This window comes from Actinoplanes sp. 13 (genome assembly GCF_056134165.1).
The window spans coordinates 1-21,720 of record NZ_JBVYOQ010000053.1 but is presented as its reverse complement, the minus strand read 5'-3'; the positions used below and the strand labels follow the sequence as shown (position 1 = coordinate 21,720).

20 protein-coding genes are annotated in these 21,720 nt (G+C 71.6%); 9 read left to right on the top strand and 11 right to left on the bottom strand.

The window, feature by feature from the left end:
• Positions 1-107: 107 nt before the first annotated feature.
• Positions 108-1,370 carry a metallophosphoesterase gene (locus AC0NH5_RS42320; protein ID WP_474414021.1) on the bottom strand — a complete coding sequence of 421 codons (1,263 nt, stop codon included), beginning with the start codon at positions 1,368-1,370 and terminating at the stop codon, positions 108-110.
• A gap of 172 nt (positions 1,371-1,542) precedes the next feature.
• Here AC0NH5_RS42320 and AC0NH5_RS42315 point away from each other — a divergent pair, with 172 nt between their 5' ends.
• Entirely contained in the window at positions 1,543-2,421 is an 879-nt protein-coding gene (locus AC0NH5_RS42315) for a ScyD/ScyE family protein (RefSeq protein WP_474414017.1), read from the top strand.
• 9 nt (positions 2,422-2,430) lie between these two features.
• On the opposite strand, the gene AC0NH5_RS42310 is transcribed toward AC0NH5_RS42315, so the two are convergent.
• On the bottom strand, positions 2,431-3,093 hold the full coding sequence (locus AC0NH5_RS42310) for a hypothetical protein (protein ID WP_474414014.1): 663 nt from the start codon (positions 3,091-3,093) through the stop codon (positions 2,431-2,433).
• Positions 3,094-3,355: 262 nt separating this feature from the next.
• On the opposite strand from AC0NH5_RS42310, the gene AC0NH5_RS42305 reads away from it, so the two are divergent.
• Both AC0NH5_RS42305 and AC0NH5_RS42300 read left to right on the top strand, forming a co-directional pair.
• A complete protein-coding gene (locus tag AC0NH5_RS42305) occupies positions 3,356-4,150 on the top strand; it encodes a polysaccharide deacetylase family protein (protein WP_474414011.1) in 795 nt (264 codons plus the stop codon).
• Positions 4,147-5,214, top strand: coding sequence for a glycoside hydrolase family 26 protein (locus AC0NH5_RS42300; RefSeq protein ID WP_474414008.1), 1,068 nt, complete (start codon positions 4,147-4,149; stop codon positions 5,212-5,214). Before AC0NH5_RS42305 ends, AC0NH5_RS42300 begins: the two co-directional genes overlap by 4 nt.
• Positions 5,215-5,482: 268 nt before the next feature.
• Here AC0NH5_RS42300 and AC0NH5_RS42295 read toward each other — a convergent pair whose 3' ends face one another.
• The 6 genes from AC0NH5_RS42295 to AC0NH5_RS42270 all read right to left on the bottom strand — a co-directional run bounded on the left by AC0NH5_RS42295 (position 5,483) and on the right by AC0NH5_RS42270 (position 13,227).
• Complete coding sequence (locus tag AC0NH5_RS42295; RefSeq protein ID WP_474414005.1) at positions 5,483-6,592, bottom strand: glycoside hydrolase family 26 protein; 1,110 nt, start codon at positions 6,590-6,592, stop codon at positions 5,483-5,485.
• Positions 6,593-6,630: 38 nt separating this feature from the next.
• A complete protein-coding gene (locus AC0NH5_RS42290; protein ID WP_474414002.1) occupies positions 6,631-7,497 on the bottom strand; it encodes a hypothetical protein in 867 nt (288 codons plus the stop codon).
• 29 nt (positions 7,498-7,526) lie between these two features.
• Positions 7,527-9,830, bottom strand: coding sequence for a hypothetical protein (locus tag AC0NH5_RS42285; RefSeq protein ID WP_474414001.1), 2,304 nt, complete (start codon positions 9,828-9,830; stop codon positions 7,527-7,529).
• An 87-nt stretch (positions 9,831-9,917) separates the two neighbouring features.
• Positions 9,918-11,222 (bottom strand): glycosyltransferase family 2 protein, encoded by a 1,305-nt coding sequence (locus AC0NH5_RS42280; protein WP_474413999.1) that lies wholly within the window; start codon positions 11,220-11,222, stop codon positions 9,918-9,920.
• Positions 11,219-12,166: a glycosyltransferase family 2 protein gene (locus AC0NH5_RS42275; RefSeq protein WP_474413996.1), complete on the bottom strand. Its 948-nt coding sequence runs from the start codon at positions 12,164-12,166 to the stop codon at positions 11,219-11,221. The genes AC0NH5_RS42280 and AC0NH5_RS42275 overlap by 4 nt, the downstream gene beginning before the upstream one ends.
• 41 nt (positions 12,167-12,207) lie before the next feature.
• Positions 12,208-13,227, bottom strand: a complete 1,020-nt coding sequence (locus tag AC0NH5_RS42270; RefSeq protein ID WP_474413995.1) for a glycosyltransferase family 2 protein — start codon at positions 13,225-13,227, stop codon at positions 12,208-12,210.
• Between the two features lie 471 nt (positions 13,228-13,698).
• On the opposite strand from AC0NH5_RS42270, the gene AC0NH5_RS42265 reads away from it, so the two are divergent.
• The 4 genes from AC0NH5_RS42265 (at position 13,699) to AC0NH5_RS42250 (ending at position 17,228) form a co-directional block, all read left to right on the top strand.
• Positions 13,699-13,851, top strand: coding sequence for a hypothetical protein (locus tag AC0NH5_RS42265; RefSeq protein ID WP_474413992.1), 153 nt, complete (start codon positions 13,699-13,701; stop codon positions 13,849-13,851).
• 133 nt (positions 13,852-13,984) lie between these two features.
• On the top strand, positions 13,985-14,917 hold the full coding sequence (locus tag AC0NH5_RS42260) for a sulfotransferase family protein (RefSeq protein ID WP_474413989.1): 933 nt from the start codon (positions 13,985-13,987) through the stop codon (positions 14,915-14,917).
• 71 nt (positions 14,918-14,988) lie between these two features.
• A complete protein-coding gene (locus AC0NH5_RS42255) occupies positions 14,989-15,900 on the top strand; it encodes a hypothetical protein (protein WP_474413986.1) in 912 nt (303 codons plus the stop codon).
• Between the two features lie 359 nt (positions 15,901-16,259).
• Positions 16,260-17,228 carry a serine/threonine-protein kinase gene (locus AC0NH5_RS42250; RefSeq protein WP_474413983.1) on the top strand — a complete coding sequence of 323 codons (969 nt, stop codon included), beginning with the start codon at positions 16,260-16,262 and terminating at the stop codon, positions 17,226-17,228.
• A 108-nt stretch (positions 17,229-17,336) separates the two neighbouring features.
• Here AC0NH5_RS42250 and AC0NH5_RS42245 read toward each other — a convergent pair whose 3' ends face one another.
• The 3 genes from AC0NH5_RS42245 to AC0NH5_RS42235 form a co-directional block, all read right to left on the bottom strand.
• Positions 17,337-17,663 (bottom strand): YciI family protein, encoded by a 327-nt coding sequence (locus AC0NH5_RS42245; protein ID WP_474413980.1) that lies wholly within the window; start codon positions 17,661-17,663, stop codon positions 17,337-17,339.
• Between the two features lie 422 nt (positions 17,664-18,085).
• Positions 18,086-18,958 carry a universal stress protein gene (locus AC0NH5_RS42240; protein ID WP_474413977.1) on the bottom strand — a complete coding sequence of 291 codons (873 nt, stop codon included), beginning with the start codon at positions 18,956-18,958 and terminating at the stop codon, positions 18,086-18,088.
• Positions 18,955-20,505 (bottom strand): amino acid permease, encoded by a 1,551-nt coding sequence (locus tag AC0NH5_RS42235; protein WP_474413974.1) that lies wholly within the window; start codon positions 20,503-20,505, stop codon positions 18,955-18,957. Before AC0NH5_RS42235 ends, AC0NH5_RS42240 begins: the two co-directional genes overlap by 4 nt.
• A gap of 272 nt (positions 20,506-20,777) precedes the next feature.
• On the opposite strand from AC0NH5_RS42235, the gene AC0NH5_RS42230 reads away from it, so the two are divergent.
• Together AC0NH5_RS42230 and AC0NH5_RS42225 are read left to right on the top strand one after the other, a co-directional pair.
• Complete coding sequence (locus AC0NH5_RS42230; protein ID WP_474413971.1) at positions 20,778-21,089, top strand: STAS domain-containing protein; 312 nt, start codon at positions 20,778-20,780, stop codon at positions 21,087-21,089.
• Positions 21,090-21,178: 89 nt separating this feature from the next.
• Positions 21,179-21,619, top strand: coding sequence for a nitroreductase/quinone reductase family protein (locus AC0NH5_RS42225; protein WP_474413968.1), 441 nt, complete (start codon positions 21,179-21,181; stop codon positions 21,617-21,619).
• Positions 21,620-21,720: the final 101 nt, after the last annotated feature.

The following is a 21,720-nucleotide window of genomic DNA, read 5'->3' as shown; positions in this document are numbered from 1 at the left end:
ATCACCTTCGGTGACCGCTGGCCGGCCGCCGAAACCTACTAACCGAAAGCCGAAAACACCGATCTTGGTACGGACCCTCACCGGTGAAGCGCGGGTTCGAGTCGTGGTCAGGCGGGCGGGTCGGTGGGCGCCGGTGTGGGGGCCGGTGTGGGTGCGGTCGCACCCTCGGCCGTGGGTGCGGGGCCTGGTGCGGGTCTGGGTGCGCGAAGGGTCAGGAGGGTGATCTCGCTGGGGGCGAAGATCCGGAACGGCGGGCCCCAGAAGCCGGTGCCCCGGCTCGTGTAGAGCTGGGTGCGGTCGGAGTGGCGGGACAGGCCCTGCAGAACCGGCTGGTCGATGCGGACCAGGTAGTGGAAGGGCCACATCTGGCCGCCGTGGGTGTGGCCGGAGAGCTGCAGGTCGACGCCGTGGGCGACGGCGGCGCCGATCTGCTGGGGCTGGTGGGCCAGCAGCAGCACCGGCAGGGCGGGGTCGGCCCCGGCCAGGGCGGCGTCGTGGTCGGCGTGGTGGCCGGGCAGGCCGGAGCCGGCGGCGGTGCGGTCGTCGACGCCGGCGACGATCAGCGAGTCGCCGTTGCGGGTGACGACCAGGTGACTGTTGTGCAGGGCGTCCCAGCCGAGCTCGGTCATGTGCTCGACCCAGCCGAGGGCCCCGCTGTAGTACTCATGGTTGCCGGTCACGTAGACCCGGGCCAGGCGCGCGTGGACGTCGCGCAGCGGGCTGGACTGGCTGAGCCGCTGGGCGACCTGGCCGTCGGCGATGTCGCCGGTGTGCGCCACGATGTCCGCGCCCAGCGAGTTGATCACCTCGACCACGCCGCGGGACCAGCGGGAACGGTCGATCGGGCCGTAGTGGGTGTCGGTGATCTGCACGACCTTCAACCCGTCCAGGCCGGGACCGAGCCGGGGGAGGGTGACCTCGACGCGGCGCACCCGGGAGACGCGCATCGCCTCGGCGTAGCCATAGCCCAGCAGCACGACGGAGATCACCAGGACGGCCGCGGTGACCACCCGGGAGCGCACCGGGTCGGCGACGCCGGCCAGCGCGAGCGCCAGGCCCAGCACCTGACCGAGCACCGACCAGACGAAGAGCACCCAGACCACGCCGAGCAGGGTGTCGGCGACCCGGGACGCGGTGTCGCTGTGCCCGCTGTGACCGCGGAACATCAGGACCGGGAAGGCCGCCGCGACGAGCACGAACAGGGCCGTGCCGACGGCGAGCACCGGCGTCGGCCATTGATTGCCGGACCAGATCAACGTCGCCCACGGCACGCCGAACAGCAGCAGCAGAACCGCTGCGACCACCGCACCGAACCGCGCGCGCGACGCGCGCCGACGAGGTTTCGCCTCGACCGCCTCACCCACTGACATGAGGGCAAGCATGCCACTCGGGTCCGACAGAAACCTTCGCGGTACGCCGGAACGGAACGTGCCGGTGTGACCCGGCCGGCGGAAAGCCTCGTCGGATCCATGACTGAGTGGCCTGCCGGAAGGTGGGACGGCGGAGCCTGTCCGGGGAGCATCGACTACACGGGGGCAGTAGATGATCGCTGGCGGTGTGCTGCTGGCTGCGTGCCTGACGGCCGCGGCGGTGGGACTGGCGGGACCGGTGGACGATCCGGATCGGTCGCGAAGCCGGGTGGTGGCGTCCGGGCTCGACAATCCACGGGGCCTGGCCGTGGGCCCGGCGGGCGAGCTTTACGTCGCCGAGGCGGGGCGCGGGGGTGCCGGGCCGTGCCGCCCGGGACGACAGGGCGAACTGCGGTGTTTCGGGCGCTCGGGAGCGATCACCAGGATCGAGGACGGGCGGCAGGAGCGGATCGTGCGGAACCTTCCGTCCCTCGCCCTGCCGGCGGGTGGCGAGGCCGCCGGGCTTGCGGACGTGTCGGTCGGCCCGGGTGGGGCGCTGCACCACGCGGTTGCGGCCCCGGAGACCTTACTCAGGTCGTACGACATGGGCGTGCAGGAAAGCGCAAGCGAACCGGTGGCCGTGCTCGCCGCCGGCCGGGGTCATCTGGTGGCCGATGCCGCCGCCGGCGCCCTGCTCCGCGTCGGGCCGAAGGGCCGCGTCCAGACCGTCGCCCGGATCCCGGCGCCGACGTCGGTCGCGCAGGGGCCGGACGGCGCCTTCTACGTCGCCGAGAAGCGGCGGATCTGGCGGGTGGAGCCGGGGCGGACGCCGCGGGTGTACGCCGGCGGGTTCGCCGGCATCGTCGATCTGGCCTGGTCGGACGCGAGGCTGTATGTGCTGGAGTCGTCGGGCGTGCTGGTGCGGACGACCCCCGGAGGACCGCGCCGGATCGCGTCGGGCCTGACCGCCCCGGGCGGTCTGGCCGTGCACGACCGGCACGCCTATGTCACCACCTGCGCGGTCTGCCGGGGCGCCGGCGAGGTGGTGCGGATCCCGCTGGGTTCGTCCTGACGTTGCGGATCACGGCCGTGCGGTGAGGCCCAGCCGAAGCCCGGCGACTCCGGCCGGGGAGAGCGGGCGGGTGGTGGCCCCGGACAGGTCGGCACGGACCCCGGCCGGAAGTTCGTCGCCGAGCGCGCTGAGCGCCGGGAACAGGTCCAGCACCTGCCGGTGACTGAGCGCGCCGGCCCCGATCAACAGGCCGTTCAGGGCGGTCGGGCTCTGCGCCAGCTCGGCGCAGAGCTGACGCCGCCACCGGGCGTCATGGACGTGGTCGGCGAACTCGCGGGCGATCCGGTTGCCGGCCGGGGCACGCAGGCCGCCGAGGGTGCCCTGCCGGAATCGGGCCACCGACGGGGCCAGCCGGCAGGCGATGCCGAGGCGGCGGGCCAGCTGCGGGACGGTCAGCACGTCCATGCCGGAGGCGCACCGTTCGCAGAGCCGCTCGAAGGTCGTGGCGTGCACCACGGACGCCGGGCGCTGGCAGGCGCCGTCCAGTCCGCAGATCGGGTCGAGGATCACCTCGGTCAGGGTGCCCTCGTGGTCGAAGCGGCCGACGGCGAAATAGGTCGCCGGGGCGGTGCGGTAGTGGGCCAGGGCGGCGCGGGCGCTGACGTAGCCGTCGGCGTCGACGCCGATGCGGGGCACACCGTCTTCGGTGTGCAGCTGGATGAGGCGGAACATGGTGCGCGCTCCCGGGGTAGAGCGGTCTCGGTGTCGTTCTCCGATACGTCGGCGTGGTGGCAACGGTTCAGTTATGACTCTGTGTCACTGATCCGTGACTTTGTTTACGCTGGTGAGCGGGTCGGAGATGCCTGGAGGTTACTCGTTGTAGTGTGAATTGGCCAGATGGAGGAACCGGCGCACCGGCTTGCGTTGTTAGGCTTCCCGGGCCTGTGACTAGGGGGGTTTGGTGACCGACGCGGTGACGCCTGGGGAGTTTTCCTTGCCGGCGCTGATGTATCACTCGGTCTCTGCGGTGGACGGGCCGCTGCGTGATCTCGCGGTGCCGCCCGACCTGCTCGCGGAGCAGCTGGCGGCGCTGACGGCGGCCGGGTACCGGTTGGTGGGGCTCTCCACGGCGCTCGACGAGCTCGCGACCGGTCGGTCGGAAATATCAGCAAAAATGGTTGCAGTCACCTTTGATGACGGCTACCGGGATTTCCTCACCGCGGGCGTTCCGGCTCTGCGGGCGGCCGGCGCCGGGGCAACGCTCTACGCCTCGGTCGGCCACCTCGGCGGCGGGCACGCGAACTGGCTCGGTGCGTGGGCGCCCGCCTTCGGGCCGATGCTGACGTGGCGCGAGCTGGCGGAGGTCGCCACCGTGCCGGGCATCGAGATCGGCAACCACAGCATGATCCACCACCCGCTGGACGTGCTCAGCCCGGCGGAGCTGCGCGACCAGGTGGTCCGTAGCCACGACGAACTGGAGCAGAAGCTCCAGCTGAAGGTGCGGTCGTTCGCCTACCCGCACGGCTACAACACCCGCCGGGTGCGTGAGGTCGTCGCGGCCGCCGGGCACGACAACGCCACCGAGGTCGGGCGGCGGATGCACAAGCCGGGCGAGCGGCGGCTGGCCGTGCCGCGGTTCCAGCCCACCCCCGACCACAGCGGTGCCGATCTGGTGTCGATCGTCGAAGGCGCGGGGTCGGCGCTGGTGCCGCGCCTGAAGCGGCTCGCTCAGCCGGGCTGGCGGATGGTACGCAAGATGGCGCGCACGGCCGGGCGGAACCTGACGTGACCCACTCGCACCGCCATCCCTCCCAGGTCTCCAACATCAGCCGGCGCGGGTTCCTCGGCCTGGCCGCGCTGGCGGCCGTCCCGGTCGGCGCGTTCGGCTACCACCGGGCCACCGCGACGTCGTCCTCGTCGCCCAGCCCGGTCAACGCGACCGTGGCGCCGTCCGCCGCGCCCGCACCCAGCGCCACCCCGGCGCCGTTCTCCGCCGCCACCGGCGACCTGGGCGGCACGGTCCCGTTCGTCGCCGGCAAGGCGCTGTTCGGCGCCTACCTGGGCTTCGACGGGCTCAGCTACAAGGAGGCGCTGGAGCTGCGCAACGAGCAGCTCGGCCGGAAGCACAAGATCGTGCACCTGTTCTACGGGTGGAACGACCAGCTGCCGTCGTCCATCCCGTACCTGCCCCGCGGCGCCTACCCGCTCGTCTCCTGGCGGGGCGCGAAATATCGCGACATCCTGAACGGCAAGTCCGACGAGATGATCGCGCGCGGCGCCCGGCGCCTGCGGGACCTGGGGCGGCCGGTGATGCTGCGGTGGGGCTGGGAGATGAACGGCGGCTGGTACGACTGGGGTGGCGCCAAGAACGGCAAGGACCCCGACGGGTACGTCTCCTGTTTCCGGCGGCTGCACCGCATCTTCGGCGAGGAGGGCGCGGACAACGTCGCCTGGGTGTGGAGCCCGAACTGGAACTACAACCCCAAGGAGTCGTGGAACCGGACCGAGGAGTACTACCCGGGTGACGAGTTCGTCGACTGGGTCGGCGTCTCCGGTTACAACCTGCACGACGAGTCGCCGGAGACGCTGTTCGACACCGTCTACCGGCAGTACTCGCCACTGAAGCCGATGATCATCACCGAGACCGGCGCGATCGACAAGGGCGGCTCGACCAAGTCCGACTGGATCGCCGACTTCGCCCGGTACGTACGCGAGCGGCCTGCGATCGGCGCGGTGGCCTGGTTCGACACCGACACGCATTACAGCTATCCGGAGAAGTGGCGGGTCGACACGGATCCGGCTTCGCTGGCCGCCTACAAGGCGATGGCCACGAGCCCCCGGTTCGGCGGCTGAGGGGCCGCTGATCGCACCGCCGGAACACGGTCCGGGTCGACGCCGGCGGCCAGCTCTTCGACGCGACCATCCCGTACGACCTGCGGTTCTTCCAGATGCTGACCGCGGCGTCCAGGGTGCCGGGCGGCACTGCACGCGCGCCGGGCGGCGTGTCGAGTGCCGGCGGCACCGCACGAGTGCCGGGCGGCACTGCACGCGCGCCGAGCGGCGTGCCGGGTGCCGGGCGGCAGCGCGCGCCTGCCAGGCGAAAGCCCACGCGTGCCAGACGTCAGCTCTGGTAGAGGGACCGGTATCTGCTGGACGAGCCCGGGTTGGGAAGGCAGTCAGGATCGTCCGGCCTCAGGATGCTGGACTGCGAGACGTCGCCGTCGCACCGCTGGAAGTAGGCCTCATAGGCCAGGTGCGGCGCGTGGGCGGCGAACCAGCCGCGCATCCAGGTGATGAAGTCGGGGTTGTCCTTGCCGGCGTCGGCGGTGGGCATGATGCCCCACTCGCCCACGGAGAAGAGCTTGCCGTGGGCGCGGGCGAAGGCGAACAGCCAGTCCAGCCCCTCGGGATCGGCGGCGGTGCGGTCGAAAGCGGCTTTCGTGGGGGACCACGGGTGGTGGTCGTAGTTGTCGATGCCGATGATGTCGGCGTAGTCGTCGCCCGGATAGCAATTGGTGCTCAGGCCGCCGCAGAGGCCGGCCGGGGTGTTGTGGCCGTTGATCGTCCAGTCGAGGACGACCTTCGGGTTGGTGGCCCGCAGGTTGTCGGCCGCCCGGCGGTAACAGGCCAGGTAGTCGGTGGTGTCGAGGCCGCGCCAGCCCATGGTCGACTCGTTCATCTCCCAGCCGAGGCGGACCACGGAGTCGCCGCGGTCGTGCTCGACCATGAGCGAACCGAAGTCGCGCCAGTGCCCGTCGAAATCGCCGGCGGCGCAGTCGTCCAGCAACTCCTCACCCCCGTCCGGCACCAGACCCTGGGAGACCACCAGGACACCGTCGAAGTTGTCGAAGAACTCGAACGTCCAACCAGTGCCACGAGTCATGGACTCGTAGTCGGTCCGGTCGGTGTAGGTCTGCGCGACGGGGCAGGGGCGGCCACGGTCGGCGCAGAACCGGTCGACGGACTCGCTGTTCAGGACGGGGAAGCCGTTGACGCCGGAGAGGCCGTTCGTGCCGGGCCAGGCGCCGGCCTCGCGGGGCAGGGAGAACCGGGTCCGGGCGGAGCGCCTGCCCTCGGGAGTCGAGGCGGCGGCGAGGGCTTCGGCGGGCGGCATGAAGGTGGGAACGGTGATCGCGGCCGACGACGGGCCGGTGGACGGGGCGGTGGACGGGGTTGGTTCCGCGGGGGATTCGGCGGGGCCGGGGGAGCAGGCGGTGAGGGCGGCGAACACAGCGGCACCTGCGACGAACTGGAACTGGGGGCGGCGGCTCACGGGGCAGCCGCGATGATCACGGTGCGGAGGGCGGCGGACTCACCGGCCCGGAACAGCTCGATCGTCACCCGCTCCTCGGCGGGCACGGCGAGCCGTCCGGTCCAGTCGCCGGTCGTACCCGGATCGAGGCTCTGCTGGGTGATGGCTTCGCCCTCGGCGCCGGAGAGCACCAGGCGGTACGGTCCCGCCGACGGAGCCAGCCCGGCGGCGCTGACCTGCACCTGCCGGTTCCCGTCCGCGCCGACCGGTCCGGGCGGCGCCGCCGAGAGGGTGGTGACCGCGACGTCGTAGGTCCGCTCCGAGTCCGCGAACGACCACCAGCCGATCCCGGCCAGCAGCGCCACCGCCAGGGTCAGCGGCAGCACGTCGCGGAGGAGGCGGCGCTTGAGCACGTCCGGCGCCGGCCGGAAGAACGCGCGAATCCGGACAGCAGCAGCCGGCCACGCAGTGGCCGAAGAGGGCGCCGCGCTCAAAGAAGGCGCCGCGCTCGAAGCGGGGGCCGCGCTCAAAGAACGCGCCGCGCTCGAAGCGGGGGCCGGGCTCGAAGAGGGCCCACCGAGCTTGACCCGCGCCACCGAGGCGCCGATCGCCACCAGGGTGACCGCCACCGCCAGCGACAGCCACCCCGCCCGGTTGAGGCTGCCACCGATCGCCCACAGCCCGAGGCCGCCGAGCACCAGCACCGCCAAACTCAGCGCCGGCACGAGCACGAGCCGTTCCACCACGCCGATGTCGCGCCGGCCCGGCCGGAACATCGCCTCGGCCAGCGCGGTACCGGGCAGCACGAAGGCGAGCAGCAGCCCGCCCGGCACCGACAGGGCGAGGGGGCCGAAGAGAACCGCAGCTCCCGCCGCGACGGTCACACCGGCGAGTGTGCCGGCCCGGGCCGTGGTCACTGCTGTCCCATCTGGTAGATCCGGACGTGCCCGTTGTCGTAGAGCCGGGACAGGTCCGGGAGGTAGTCGAACTTGAACAGGTGGGTGGGCGGGATCGGCTCGGTGATCCGGCCGGCCATCGGGTCACCCTGGAAATAGGTGTCCGGCGGCAGGTCATCGCTGAGCCGTTCGTCGACGACCAGGTACTCGACGCCGCGGGACCGGACGATCTCGCGTTCGGTGGCGGTCCACCGGTCGGCGTAGAACAGCTCGCCGACCTCGCGGACCGGGTCCATCCGGCCGTAGGTGGAGGAGAGCGCCACCGCGGTGATGTCGCCGCCGACCCGGGAGCCGGGCGGCAGGGTGGCCTGCTGCCAGCGGGCGGCGTCGACCCCGAACGCGTCGACCGAGCGCTCGTAGGCGGCCGGCAGGTACGGGCCCGGCAGCAGCGCGGAGACCGGTGGCCAGCCGCCGGTGCGGGCGCCGATCATCAGCACCGTGATCAGCGCGGTGCCGAGGTAGACCTGACCGGCGAGGCGCCGTCCGGTGGTGACCGCGACGCCGGGTGGGAGCGCGGACCGCCAGCGCCGGCCGAGCTCGTCCTTCGGCGGGATGATCTGCACCGCGTACACGATGGCGATGGCGGCCACGATCGACATGGGGATGTAGGTGAACGTGGAGAGGCGGCCGGCGATCTCCGGCCCGTTCGATCCGAGGAAGCGCGCCCCGTTGCCGGCGAAGAAGACCGCGCCGCCGATCAGCGCCGCCCACCGCCAGGCGTCCCGGTCCCGGCGCAGCAGCATGTCGCGCGCCACCGCCAGGAAGAGCACGAGCAGGCCGACCAGGCCCAGGCCCTGGACCGTGAGCTGGGTCAGCGGCACCGGCTTGGTGGCCGTGGCGTTCTCGTCGGCCCCGCCGAGCAGCTGGTTCAGTGACGCGGTGAGGCCCTCCAGCGGTGACTCGAGATAGGCGATCACGTCCTGGGCCACGAATCCGATCCAGCAGGCCACCACGGCGAGCGCGGTCAGCGGGACGGCGAGCGTGATCCACGGGCGCGGGCGCTCCAGGGTCAGCTCCGCGACGGCGAGCAGCATCAGCGTGGCGACCAGCGCGAAAGCGGTCACGTGGTGGCTCACCGTGGTCATCGCGATGCCCACCGCGGCCAGCGCCACGAACGCGCGCCCGCCGCCGGTGCGCCACCGCCGGTACGCCCAGACGGTGAGCATGAAGAAAGGCAGCGCGGCCGTCTGGTACAGGAACATCGAGTTGAAGAAGAGGTAGTGCATGGCCGTCGCGTACGTCACGCAGGCGACGCCGGCGATGGCGGGGGAGTTGCTGGAGCGCAGCACCGCGGCGAACAGCATGCCGACGAAGATCAGGTGAGCCGCCCCGGCGACGAGGGTGCCCGCCGCGGTCACCGGCAGGCCGGTCAGCTGGGACAACGCGGCGCCCATCTCGGCCAGGCCGGGGAAGTGCACGGCGGGGGGCAGCGCCTGGTTGGGCCGGAACAGCTCGCCGGACTCGGTGATCAGCATGGTGGCCAGCCAGTGCTGCAGCTCGTCGGGGAACCGGAACTGGTCCGGGCTGTACATCCACTTGAGCATGTACTGGCTGGCCGCCAGCCCGATCACCAGCAGGAACGACTCGGCCACCCCGGCGAGGCGGCTGAGCAGCCGGAACACCACCGGGGTGAAGACGATGATCTGACCGATCCAGTACCCGGTCATGGCCCAGGAGGACTCGTGGCGGCCGCCGCCGTACGCGAGCGCGACCAGCACCACGCCCAGGCCGGACAGCGCCAGCACCCAGGGGGCGTGGCCGAGATCGAAGGGCCCGGGCGCCGGAGCCGGCTTCGGTGTGCTGGGCACCCGGATGACGACGGTCTTCTCGCCGGGTCGGTCGCCGGTCTCGGCCACTTTCGCGCGGCCGGCCGCCGTGGACTTCGGGGCCTGCGGCAGGCGGATGACGACGGTGTCGTCCCCGACCGGCTTCTTCTTCGGCTTGCTGCCGGGCAGCCGGATGATCACCGTGTCGTCGCCCACCGGCTTGCGGGCCGGGGCCTCTTTGCCGGGGAGCTTGATGATGACGGTCTCGTCGCCGGGGTTCTTGCGTTCGGCCTTGGCGGACGGCTCAGCCGGAAGCTTGATCACGACAGTCTTCTCGCCCGGCGCGGCGGGTTCCTTCCCCGGATCGGGCTCTTCCGCGTCGTCCGCCGTCTCGGTGGCGGCCTCGGCCTGCTCGGCGGGCTTCACGTCCGCCTTCACGGCCGCGGTGGCCTCGTCCGGCGTCCGATCATCGTCGGACGTCGGCTGGTCCCCCATGAAAAGAGCCTCCACAGCTGTTCTTCGCACCTCGCCCACCGCGAACGGTGAGCGAAGTGTCACTCAAGGTGATGGTACGCCGGAAGATCAGCGAGTGGCCCCGCGCAGCTTGGCCCGGGCGGCTCGCCGTCCCCGCAGGTAGGCGCGCGGGCCGGCGATCATTCCGCGCCGGTTCGCGGTGAGCAGCTCCCGCGGGAAGTCGTCCTGCAGGGTCGACACCCGCAGGCTGTCCGCACCGGTCAGGTCGCGCAGCGCGGTGGGCGCCAGCTTGATCAGCCGCCAGAGCAGGCTCGGCTGCCGCATCAGCAGGCTGGTGTACGCCGCGGTCAGTCCCGTCCCGTACCCGACCATCTGCTTGTGCAGGCCCTCGAAGTCGGGCCGGTGGTAGTGATGCGTCACCGCGGTCGGCTGATAGACGATCGTCCCGCCGGTGAGCAGCACCTGGGTGAAGGCCAGCGTGTCCTCGGAGCCCATCGCCGGCGTGCCGGCGCCCAGGGCGTTGTCCCAGCCGCCGATCCGCTCGATCACCCCGGGCCGGAAGGTCATGTTCGCGCCGGTGCCGAACGGCGGCAGCGGGTAGAGCGGGCTCTGCAGGTGCGCGGTGTGCGGCCCGAACGTGTCGGGGCGGAACCCGCGGCCCTTGCTGTGCCCACCGAACTGCTCGAACCAGAGCTGCGCCTTGGTCTCCAGCTCGGCCGGCACGATCACGCCGGAGACCACGTCCGCCTCCGGATGCATGACCAGCGCGCGGGCGACCTCGGCCAGCCAGTGCGGGTCGGCGGTCTCGTCGTCGTCGATCCAGGCCAGGATCTGCCCCGGGGCCGCGGCGACCGCCGCGTTGCGGGCGAACGACAGGCCCGCCTTCGGCTCCCGCAGGTACTCGACCGGGCCGCGCCGGGCAGCCGAGCGGACCACTTCGGCGGTGGCCTCGGTGACCGGGGCGTTGTCCACCACGAGGATCCGGAACGCGGGGTACTGCTGGGCGAACAGGCTGTCCAGGCAGCGGGCCAGCGCACCGGGCCGCTCCCGGGTGCAGACCACCACGGTGATCTCCGGTGCCCGGGCGAGAACCGCGCGCCGGCCGGCCAGGAACGCAGGCTCGGTGTCCGGCACGTAGCCGTGGACCGGAACGGGGTGGCCGCCGAGCCGTGCGCGGACCGCCGGGCCGAGCTCGGTCTCGACGGCGGCGGCGAGCTGCTCCGGCGCCAGGCCGTACTCCGGCACGTCGACCAGCACGTGGCCGAGCGGCTCGGTGAAGAGCCGGATCAGCGCCCAGGCCTGCTGGACCCGGCGGCCGTCCGCCGCGTACGGGTCGATCCGCGGCAACGGGTCGGCGAGGTCCAGGTCCAGCACCACCGCGGGACGGAACTCCGCAACATCGACGGTCGTCATCGTGTCTCCCCCTGCTTGCCGGCGCGCTTGGCGCTGACGGTCTCGACGACGCCGCCCACGCCCGCCGCGGTGACGCCGGCGATCACGCCGCCGGCCCGCAGCAGGTGGTCGGCGCCCTTGCCGGCGGCGGCCGCGCCGACGTGGCGGGCCACGGCCTTCGGCAGCGACCACAGGTAGCTGCGCTCGGCGCCCAGGGCGTCGTTCTCGTGCAGGCCGGCCATCTGGACCTTGCCGCGGCCCTCGGCGTAGCAGCGCCGGACGAAGAACCGGAAGCTGGCCCGCTCGGCGGGAACCTCGTGCTGGATGACGGCGCTCGGCACGTACATCCAGTGGCCGCCGCCGACCTGGCTCATCCGCAGGCAGAGGTCGGTGTCCTCGGGCCGGTTGCGGGAGCCGAGCTTGCCGAAGCCGACGCGGAAGCCACCGGCGGCCTCGAACACGTCCTTGCGCACGATCATGTTCGCCGACCAGACGTTGCGGATGGGCGCGGTCTCGGTGGGCATTCCGGCGTACGACCCACCGACGGCCCACAGGAACTCGGCCGGCATCCACCGCGGCGCCGGGCCCTCCCAGGCCGGCTGGATCGCGCCGCCGGTGCCGACCACCGTGGGATCGGCGAACGGCTCGATCTGGCGGGCCAGCCAGTGGGCGTCGGCGACGATGTCGTCGTCCAGGAACGCGACCAGCGGCGTCCGGGCGTGGAAGGCGCCGGTGTTGCGGTTGCCGGAGACACCCTGGGCGTACGCGTTCTGGAGCACCGTGACGCCCGGCAGCTCACGCCGGATCCGCTCGAACATCGCGGGGTTGTGGTCGACGACCACGACGATCTCGTCGGGGGTGTGCGACTGCGACCGTGCCGAGGCGAGGGTGCGGGTCAGGTAATCCCAGCGCACCTCGGAGTAGGTGGGGATGACGATCGTGACGGCGAGGGGAGTGGGGTTCACGACGGAAGTGCTCCTGTGGCGGGAGGGCGCTCTGCGACGGGTCAGTCGTCGAGCGACGCGCGGCTGCGCAGCTGGTTGATGTCCTGGGTCTGCATGGCGCCGAGGTCGTCCATCGCCCGCGCCCGGAGGGCCCGCAGGTCCTGGGTGGGCCGAACGCCCAGGTCCTCCACGCGGCGGCCGGCCTCGGCCGGGCGCATCGTGCGGTTGACGCCCATCGCGTCGCGCCGCTGGGCGGCGGGCGCGTTCACGACCTGCGCGATGTTGCGCGCTTCGGCGGCGCGCGGCGGCGCCGAGGCCGGGGCAGTCGGGGCGGCCGGGGCCCGCAGGTGCTCGACGAACGGCGCGATCTTGGCGCGGCGCCGGCCGCGCATCCGGCCGAACTCGCTGAAGATGGTGCGCAGCACCCGGAAGCCGTCGCGGAAGGTGTTGAGGTTGCTCTCACCGAAGATGCGCTCGTGCTCGGTGCTGCCGACCTCGCCGACCTTCAGCTTCTCCGCCACCGCGCGGATGTTGATCATCGTCTCGATCTCGAAGCCGTCGCCCCAGAGCTTGCTGCCGTCGGCCGGGCGCGGCAGGGAGACGTCCGGCAGGTCGAGGGCCGGCACGACCGAGCGCCAGAAGGCGTTGTAGCCGTAGCACAGGTCGGTGAAGTGGGTGCGGAACAGCACGTTCACCACCATGTTGAGCCCGTCGTTGCCGAGCTTGCGCAGCTTGGTGATGTCGTGGCTGTGCCCGCCGTGGCTGAACCGGGAGCCCTTCACGAAGTGGTCGCCGTTGAGCAGCTTGTCGACGAAGAGCGGGATCTCGGCCGGGTCGGTCGAGCCGTCGGCGTCGATCATCACGATGATGTCGCCGGTGCAGGCGGCGAAGCCGCAGGCGAGCGCGTTGCCCTTGCCGGTCCGGGTCTGCTGCACGATCACCGCGTCCGGGCGGAGCTCCCGGGCCACTTCCACGGTGCGGTCGACCGAGCCGCCATCCACGATGATCACTTCGTCGATCATCGCCGGGAGCTTCGCGAACACGTGCGGAAGGTTCCGCTCCTCGTTGAGCGTGGGGATCACGACACTCACCGTCGGTGAGTGAGGGCGACTACTGTCGGTGTGCGAATTCACGTGCGAAAGCTCCATGTCGGTCCCTTCCGGGGGCGGCAATGCGACTCGTTCTGCGATTTCCGGGGAGGGTTCGCCGGGCCGCTCGCTTCAGGGGGACAACCTAGCAAGGGATTACGTAGCGTCAACACCATGAGCGTCACAGCCGGACCAAACCTGCCTTTTCAGCGTGGGCAAAGGTAGGCCTTTCGGACAGGCTCATCAGTTCAAACGGGCCGACGGCTACTTTGAGTAACAGACACCGGTCATCGGCGGGGGATCACTCGGGTGAGATGTCAACGAATGCCGTTGCGGGGTCGGCAAGATCCGATTTCCGGACAAGGCGGATATTACGGATTGTTGCCTTAAGGCTTGAAGTGCTTACGCAGAGTGTCCTCGGGCGGGTTGCTTTGACGGCGACATGCGAATGGCTACCCTCACCGGGTGGGCACCGATGAGACCGAGCTCTGCGTCTGCGGTCATCCGCGCCGCGCGCACGAGCACTACCGCGCCGGCAGCGAGTGCTCGCTGTGTGACGGCACCTGCCCGCGCTTCCGCACCACCGTGTGGTGGCGGCGCCTTCTCGGCTCCCGTTGACGTCCCCGCGGTTTCAGATCGCGGCGGCCGGGCAAATGTGCTGTCCGGCACGTGGACCAAGGCTGCGAAATCCTAGTGGATCTGTAGGCTAACTCTCATTTAGAGCGACCTGTCGCACCACGAGGGGGACCTCATGCCTCTGCCCGACTTCCTCATCGCCGGTGTCCCCAAAGCCGGCACCACGGCGCTGCACGCCGCCCTGGTGAACCATCCCGAGCTCTTCCTGCCCCCGGTGAAAGAACCCAAGTTCTTCCTCTCCGACGGCCCGCCGCCCGCGGTCGGCGGCCCGGGTGACGTGCAGACCTATCAGGAGCACGTCTGGCGCCGCGAGGATTACGAGGCGCTCTTCGAGCCCGCGCCGCCGGGCACGCTGCGCGGCGAGGCGACACCCTTCTATCTGTACGACCTGAAGGCACACGACCGCATCCAGGCACTCGTCCCGGACGTCAAGCTGATCATCCTGCTCCGCGACCCGGTGGACCGCGCGCACTCCAACTGGACCCACCTGTGGGTGGCCGGGCTCGAGGAGGAGGCCGACTTCCTGACCGCCTGCCGCGCCGAACAGGACCGCAAGGCCCAGAACTGGGCGGATTTCTGGCACTACATCAGCCTCGGCCTCTACGGCGCGCAGCTGGAGCACCTCTATCAGCGTTTCTCCCGTGACCAGGTGCTGCTGTTGCGCTACCGCGACCTCAAGGACAAGCCCGCCGAGACGCTCGACCGGGTCTGCGCCTTCCTCGGGGTGCGGACAGGTGTGCTCACCTCGATCCCGAGGGAGAACGTGAACCGGCACTTCGTTGAGGACAACGGGGTGAACAGCGTGCTTCGCGGCCTGCTCCGGACCGGCGGCACCTTCGGGCACCGGTTCCCGGTCCCGTTGCGCCTGGCCGCCCGCGGGCCGCTGCTCACGCTGCTGCACCGCAAGCGGGGCAACCGGCCGGTGACCACGCCGGCCGAGCGGGCCGCGCTGTTGCCCTACTTCGCCGCGGACATCGCCCTGCTCCAGGAGGTGACCGGTGAGTCGTACGACGACTGGCTGAGTCTCGACCGACACGCCCGGGTCTGATAAACCCCACTTTCCCGATAGATGTTGCACACTTGACGGGTTCCGTAGCCGTAATCCCCCCGGGAGCACCCTTGACCACTGGAATCACGGCCCTGCCACTGCCCAGCTGGGAAGAGTCCACCGTGGTGGTGGAACCTCCCGGTGCCGAGCCGGGAGCGTGGTCCGGCGCGCCCAGCACGGTGGTCGCGGATGGCTACGTCTATCTCGCCTACCGGCTGCGCCTGCCGATCGGCGCCGGCCGCGGCATCGCCAACGTGGTGGCCCGCTCGGCCGACGGCCTCACCTTCGAGGTTGTCGCCGAGGTGGGCAAGGACATGTTCGCCGCCGAGTCGCTGGAACGGCCGGCCCTGGTGCGCACGCCGGAGGGCCGCTGGCGGCTCTACGTCAGCGCGGCCACCCCCGGCACCAAGCACTGGCGGGTGGACCTGCTCGAGGCCGAGACCCCCGAGGAGCTCAGCAACGCGCCGGCCCGGACCGTGCTGGCCGGCGACGAGACCATCGGCGTGAAGGACCCGGTGGTGCACCATGACGAGCACGGCTGGCACCTGTGGGCGTCGGTGCACCCGCTGGAGAGCTGGGACGACGCCGACCGGATGACCACCGAGTACGCCACCAGCCCGGACGGCGTGGAGTGGACCTGGCAGCGCACCGCGCTGGCCGGCCGCCCCGGCCACTGGGACGCCCGTGGCGTGCGGATCTCCTCGGTCCGGGTCGACGGTGACGAGATCACCGCCTCCTACGACGGCCGCGCCACCGCGGGGGAGAACTGGGAGGAGCGTACCGGCGTTGCCCGGGGCGCCCGCCTGCCGGACGGCACGTTCGGCCCGCTCACCGCCGAGGACCGGGACCCGATCGGCAGCCCGCACGCGCCGAACGGCCTGCGTTACCTGAGCCTGGCCGAGTTCCCCGACGGGCGGCAGCGGATCTATTACGAGGCCACCCGGGAGGACGGGGCGCACGACCTGCGCACCGAACTTGCCTGAGCAGGTGACTGAGCGCTACGTCGTCTCCCGCTTCGCCGTGGAAGAGAGCGTGATCACCTTTGCCGGGGCCGGTAACACGGTTCCGGCGCCCGTGACCTAACGTGACTGCCGACGTCAGGGTGCTGCGAGACAAACAGCCGCACTGTGTCGGTGGCGGAGCCGATCCCACAAGGGCCGGCTCCGCCATTTCTTTCCGGGCGCTGTGCTGTTCCGTACCGGCCATCACCGTCGCCCGACAGAGTCACCGGACCACCCGATCGGCGGTCCCGTCACCGAGGGCCGGGTTTGTGGATGGGAGCCCGGGGTAACGCCTGGTCCGGAGCGCCGTCTGCCGTCGTGGGCACGGCAGGGGAGGGACTATGCGAACACTGGGCGGGCGGTACCAACTGGTGAACCGCATCGGTCTCGGCGGCATGTCCGAGGTCTGGCGCGGCCACGACCGCGTTCTCGACCGCCCGGTCGCTGTGAAGATCATGGCGCCTGCCGTCGAGGGCACCCTCGGTGAGGTCGGCGTCGAACTGGTCCGCTCCGAGGCCCGCTCGGCCGCCCGGCTGGCTCACCCCAACGTCGCCGGCGTCCACGACTTCGGGACCTCACCCGGCCCCGACCGCGAGGTCCCCTACATCGTCATGGAGCTGGTCGAGGGCCAGACGCTCAGCGTGCACCTCGCCGCCGGCCGGCTGGACTGGCAGATCGGGGTCCGCATCTGCGCCGAGGTCGCCGCCGCGCTCGCGGCCGCCCACGCCGAGCAGGTCGTGCACCGCGACATCAAACCCGCCAACATCATCTTGACCCCGGCCGGCGCCAAGGTTCTCGACTTCGGCATCGCCGCGTTCACCGGCTCCGCCGACCCCGACCCCGAGGGCCCGGTGATGGGCACCCCCGCCTACATCGCCCCGGAACGCTTCGAAGGCATGCCCGCCACCCCGGCCACCGACATGTTCGCGCTGGGCACGTTGCTCTACCACTGCCTCTCCGGCCGCCTGCCGTGGAGCGCCCGCACCAACACCGAGCTGGTCACCCTGCAGCGCTTCGACGACCCCGAGCCGTTGCCGGAGATCGACGGCCTGCCTCCCGAGGTGCTCGACCTCTGCTCCCGCTGCCTCGCCAAGGATCCGCTCGACCGCCCCACCGCCCTGGTCGCCGCGCTGCTGCTGGCCGAGGCCGTCGACGCCCGCGTCTACGTGCCGCTGACCGATCTCAACCCCGAGACCGAGCGGGCGCCGGCCCTCTCACCCTGGGACGAGCGCGCCGCTTCGGCACCGACGGCGGACGCCGGGATGCGAACCGCTCCGGCCGACCGGGTGGGCAGGCACAGAGCTTCCTAGCGGAGGTACGGGCAAAGCCCGTCCCGCCGCGTTCGGGCCGTCCCGCCAGCTCCCCGCGATGCCGTGCAACGCCGTCCTTTGCCGCGCCCGCCGGGCTGAGCTCGCCGGTCAGTCGTGCAGCGGCCACACCTCGACGACTCCCTGTGCGACAGCGCACGGCGTCCGCGACACCATGTCGATGGCGTCGGTCAGCGTGGGCGCCTCGATGACGGCGAACCCGGCCACCGGCGATGCGGCGGACAGGAACGGGCCGGCCTGCGTGGTCACCGCGATGCCGCCGTGGTTCCGCACCTGCACCGGCGGGCCGGCGACACCCATGACGACCCCCTCCCCGCGTATCCGGTCGTCATGCGCGTGCGCAGCGTCCCGCACGGCGCGGTCGGTGGCGTCGTAGCCCGCCTGGTCGCCGTATCCGATCGTCACGAATTTCGCCATCGCGAACTTCCTCCCGTCCGGGCGCGATCGAGCGCGACCGGCACATTCGTCGGTGTAGCCGCCGTGACTTCCGTGATCCCCCGACCGCCGGCGATCTCGACAACCGATTGCGGTTCGCAACCGGTGTCAGCCTAGGTAAACCGTCTGCAAAGCGCAAGCGGTATGTATGAGTGCGCCGGGTCAGCTAGTCGCCCCACCAGCGAGGTTCTGGCGACCTGGATGCGGTGACGCTGCGCCGATCCCGGGGCGTCGGTAACCCGGGCGCGGGCGGTGGTGATGGGCACCATGGGCGGGACGGTGTGGAGGGTGACCACCGAGCTCAGCCCGGCGGGCGCGGCAAAGGCCGGCGCGGCACCCGCGCCGCGTGGAGCGCGGGACGGTCTGGAATGGGGGTGACGGTTGCCGGTCGTACCAGAAAAGGGTCAATCGGCTCGCGGGACCACGACGAGAGGGCGACGGGCGCGCCGGAGAAGGCGTGTGGAGACGCCGCCGAGCAGGACGCGGCGGGTAGGGCCGTAGCCGCGGGAGCCGCAGATCAGGACATCGACGTCGGCGAGGTCGGCGAGGGCCTCGACCACGTCGCCGGAGCGGATCTCCCAGTGGACGGTGACGTCGGGGACCGAGGCGGCGGCCTTGCGGAGCGCCTCCTCGTAGGTCTCGCGGGCGGTGTCGAGGAAGGCACGTTCGGCGTCGCTGCCCAGCAGGAACGGAGTGGCGGCGTCGCCGCGGGCAACGACGGTGACCAGCAGCAGGGGCGCGCCGGTGCGGCGGGACAGCTCAGCGGCGCGGTTCAGGGCGGCGCGGCCGTCGGGGGTGTCCACATAGGCGACGCCGATGCGGCCGTGGGTGCCGGGAGGTTCGGGCATGCCGGCGGGGGCGACGGCCACCGGGCAGACGCTGCCGGCAAGGAGACGCTCGGCGGTGCTGCCCGCGAACAGGCGGGCGGTGGGGCCGGCGGTGCTGGAGCCGACCACCAGGAGGGAGGCGTTCTCGTTCACGGACAGGTCGTGCAGGCCGTGGGCGGCCGACGAGGAGGCGACGATCCGGTACTCCGTCCGGGGCTCGTCGTCGAGGGCGGCGCGAGCGGTGTCGAGGACGGCTTCGGCGGCCCGGTGGCGGTCGGCGGTCCATTCGGCATCGACCCGGCCGGAGCCGAGAGCGGACGGGGCCGGGTGGACCACGGCGACGATCAGCGGGACGTCCAGGGTGCGGGCCGCCCAGCGGCCGAGGGTGAGCGCGTCGGCGGCGGTGGGGCCGTGGTTGACGCCGACCACGACGGGGCCGGGCGCGGTCATGACGGGTCCCCGTCGCGGGGCGAACGCGGGTCACCGGCGGACGGACCGTCGGAAGGGCCGGCACCGTCGGACGGGCCGGCGGTGGACGACGGGCCCGCGCCGGCGGACGGGGCGGTGGCGGCCTCGCTGCGCAGGCGGGAGTGGCGGTAACCGTAGAAGGCGTAGATCAGCAGACCGGCGGCGAGCCAGGCGAGGAAGCGGAGCCAGGTGTCGAACGGCAGGTCGGCCATCAGGTAGACGGCGAAGAGGATGCCGAGGATCGGGAGCACCGGGGACCACGGCACGCGGTACGGGCGGGGCATGTCGGGGCGGGTCCGGCGGAGCACGATCACGCCGATGTTGACCAGCACGAAGGCGAACAGCGTGCCGATGTTGACGAGCTCGACGATGGTGCCGAGCGGGACGAGCGCGGCCAGGACGGCGATGAAGACGCCGAGCGTGACGGTGAGGCGGGCAGGGGTGCCGAACCGCTGGTTGACCGCGGCCATCCGGCGCGGCAGCAGGCCGTCGCGGCACATGGCGAAGAAGATCCGGGTCTGGCCGTAGAAGATGACCAGAACGACGCTGGTGATGGCGACGACCGCGCCGAGCGACAGGATGGCGGCCGCCCAGCCCAGGCCGGCGCCCTCGTCGAGGGCGGCGGCCAGCGGCGCGTCGCTGCCGGCCATCTGCTCGGGCGTCGCGATGCCGATCGCGCCGACCACGGTCAGCACGTAGAAGACCGTGCAGATGACCAGCGAGCCGATGATGGCGAGCGGCAGGTCCTTGGCCGGGTTGCGGGCCTCCTCGCTGCCGGTCGAGACGGCGTCGAACCCGATGTACGCGAAGAAGATGATCGCCGCTGCCGCGGTGATGCCCTCCACCCCGGCGGGGGCGAACGGGCTGAAGTTGCCGGTGCTGAAGTTGGCGAACGCGACGACGATGAAGAAGACCAGCACCGCGAGCTTGATCACAACCATGATCAGATTGGCGCGGGCGCTTTCGGTCACGCCGCGCACCAGCAGGAACGTTATGGCCAGTACGATCACCACGGCCGGCAGGTTGAACACGCCGCCGTCCTCGGGGGAGGTGGCGATCGCGTCCGGCAGGGCCACACCGAACGCGGCGTCCAGGAAGGCGTTGAGGTTGCCGCCCCAGCCGACCGCGATGGCGGCCACCGCCACCCCGTACTCCAGGATCAGGTCCCAGCCGATGATCCACGCGACGAGTTCGCCGAGCGTGGCGTAGGCATAGGTGTACGCACTGCCGGAAACCGGGATCGAGGAGGACAGCTCGGCGTAGGAGAGTGCGGAGAAGGCGCAGGCCACCGCGGCGAGCACGAACGACAGGATCACCGCGGGGCCGGCGATCGACGAGCCCTCGCCGATCACCACGAAGATGCCGGTGCCGATGATCGCGCCGACGCCCATAGCGGTGAGCTGGTTGGCGCTGACCGCCCGCTTGAGGGTGGTGCCCTCCTCGCCGGTCTCGGTGATCAGTGAGCCGACGTCGCGGATCGCGAAGATCCCGTGGCGCCGGCCCCGGTGTTGCTGAGCGGAACCGGTCATGATGCGCGCCTCCCCTCGGTCGGCAGCCGTGCGGCCGCCCTGACACCGTGGCCCGGTCCGGCTGAGCCCCGCAAGATGATCGGCGCGATGCGCCGAAACCGGTCACCCGAGTTGCCGCGCCGGACTCCTTGGGGGAGAAAACCGCGGCGGCGTACGCGCTGTGCGCCGTGATCACCGAACCGCGCGGCAGCCTGCGAGGCGTGCGGAGCGGACTGTACGGTGGGCAAAACGGGCAGATTGCCGGCTCGGGGGGTGTGATGGGCGAGGCCGTGATGACGACACGGCGTCAGGCGGACGGCGCGATCGTCGTCGAGGTGCGCGGCAGCCTGGACGCCGCCACCGTCGACGGGATGCGGACGTCGCTGCTCGACGCGGTGCACCGGCAGCGCCCCCGGGTGATGATCGTGGACCTGACGTTCGTGACGTTCATGGATTCGATGGGGATCGGCGCGCTCGTCGCGGGGCACGAGGCGGCGCGGCACATCGGGGCCCGGTTCACCCTGCGCAACCCGAACGACTTCGTGCACAACCAGCTGCGGATCACCGGCCTCACCGAGATGTTCGGCCTGGGCCTGGCGCGCTAGGGAATCCCGCGGGCCTGGTGGCGCATGATCCGTGGCCGGGAGCGAACTACTGTGGGGCGAGTGGTGGAACTTCTGTCCCGGAGGTAGAGATGAGCTTCGACACGAAGGCCGGCACCCGGGGCGCCCGGCAGCCCAAGGGCCGGTTCCTCACCTGGGCGAACAAGCTGGTCACCCGCCGGGTCCGGAAGGGTCGCGGCGGTCTGGTCGTGCTGGTCACGGTCGGCCGCAGGAGTGGCGCGCTGCGGGAGAGCCCGCTGCGCGGTTTCCCGGAGGCGGACGGCGCCTGCCTGGTGGTCGGGTCGGCGGGCGGGGCGGCCGGCAACCCGGCGTGGTACCACAATCTGGCGGCCAACCCGGACAAGGTGCGGCTGATCAGCGCCGGGAAGACGGTCGACGTGGTCGCCGAGCAGCTGCACGGGCCGGAGCGGGAGGAAGCCTGGCGGCGGATCGCCGGGGAGGCCCCGCAGTTCGCGAACTACCAGGAGAAGACCGACCGGCTGCTGCCGGTGATCCGGCTGACGCCGAAGTAGGAGGAGCCGGGCGGGGGGGGGGGGGGGCGGGGAGGGGGGGGGGGGGGGTGGGTGTGGCTTGCCGGGGGGGGGAGAACAGACGCGGCAGGGTTGGCTGGAGG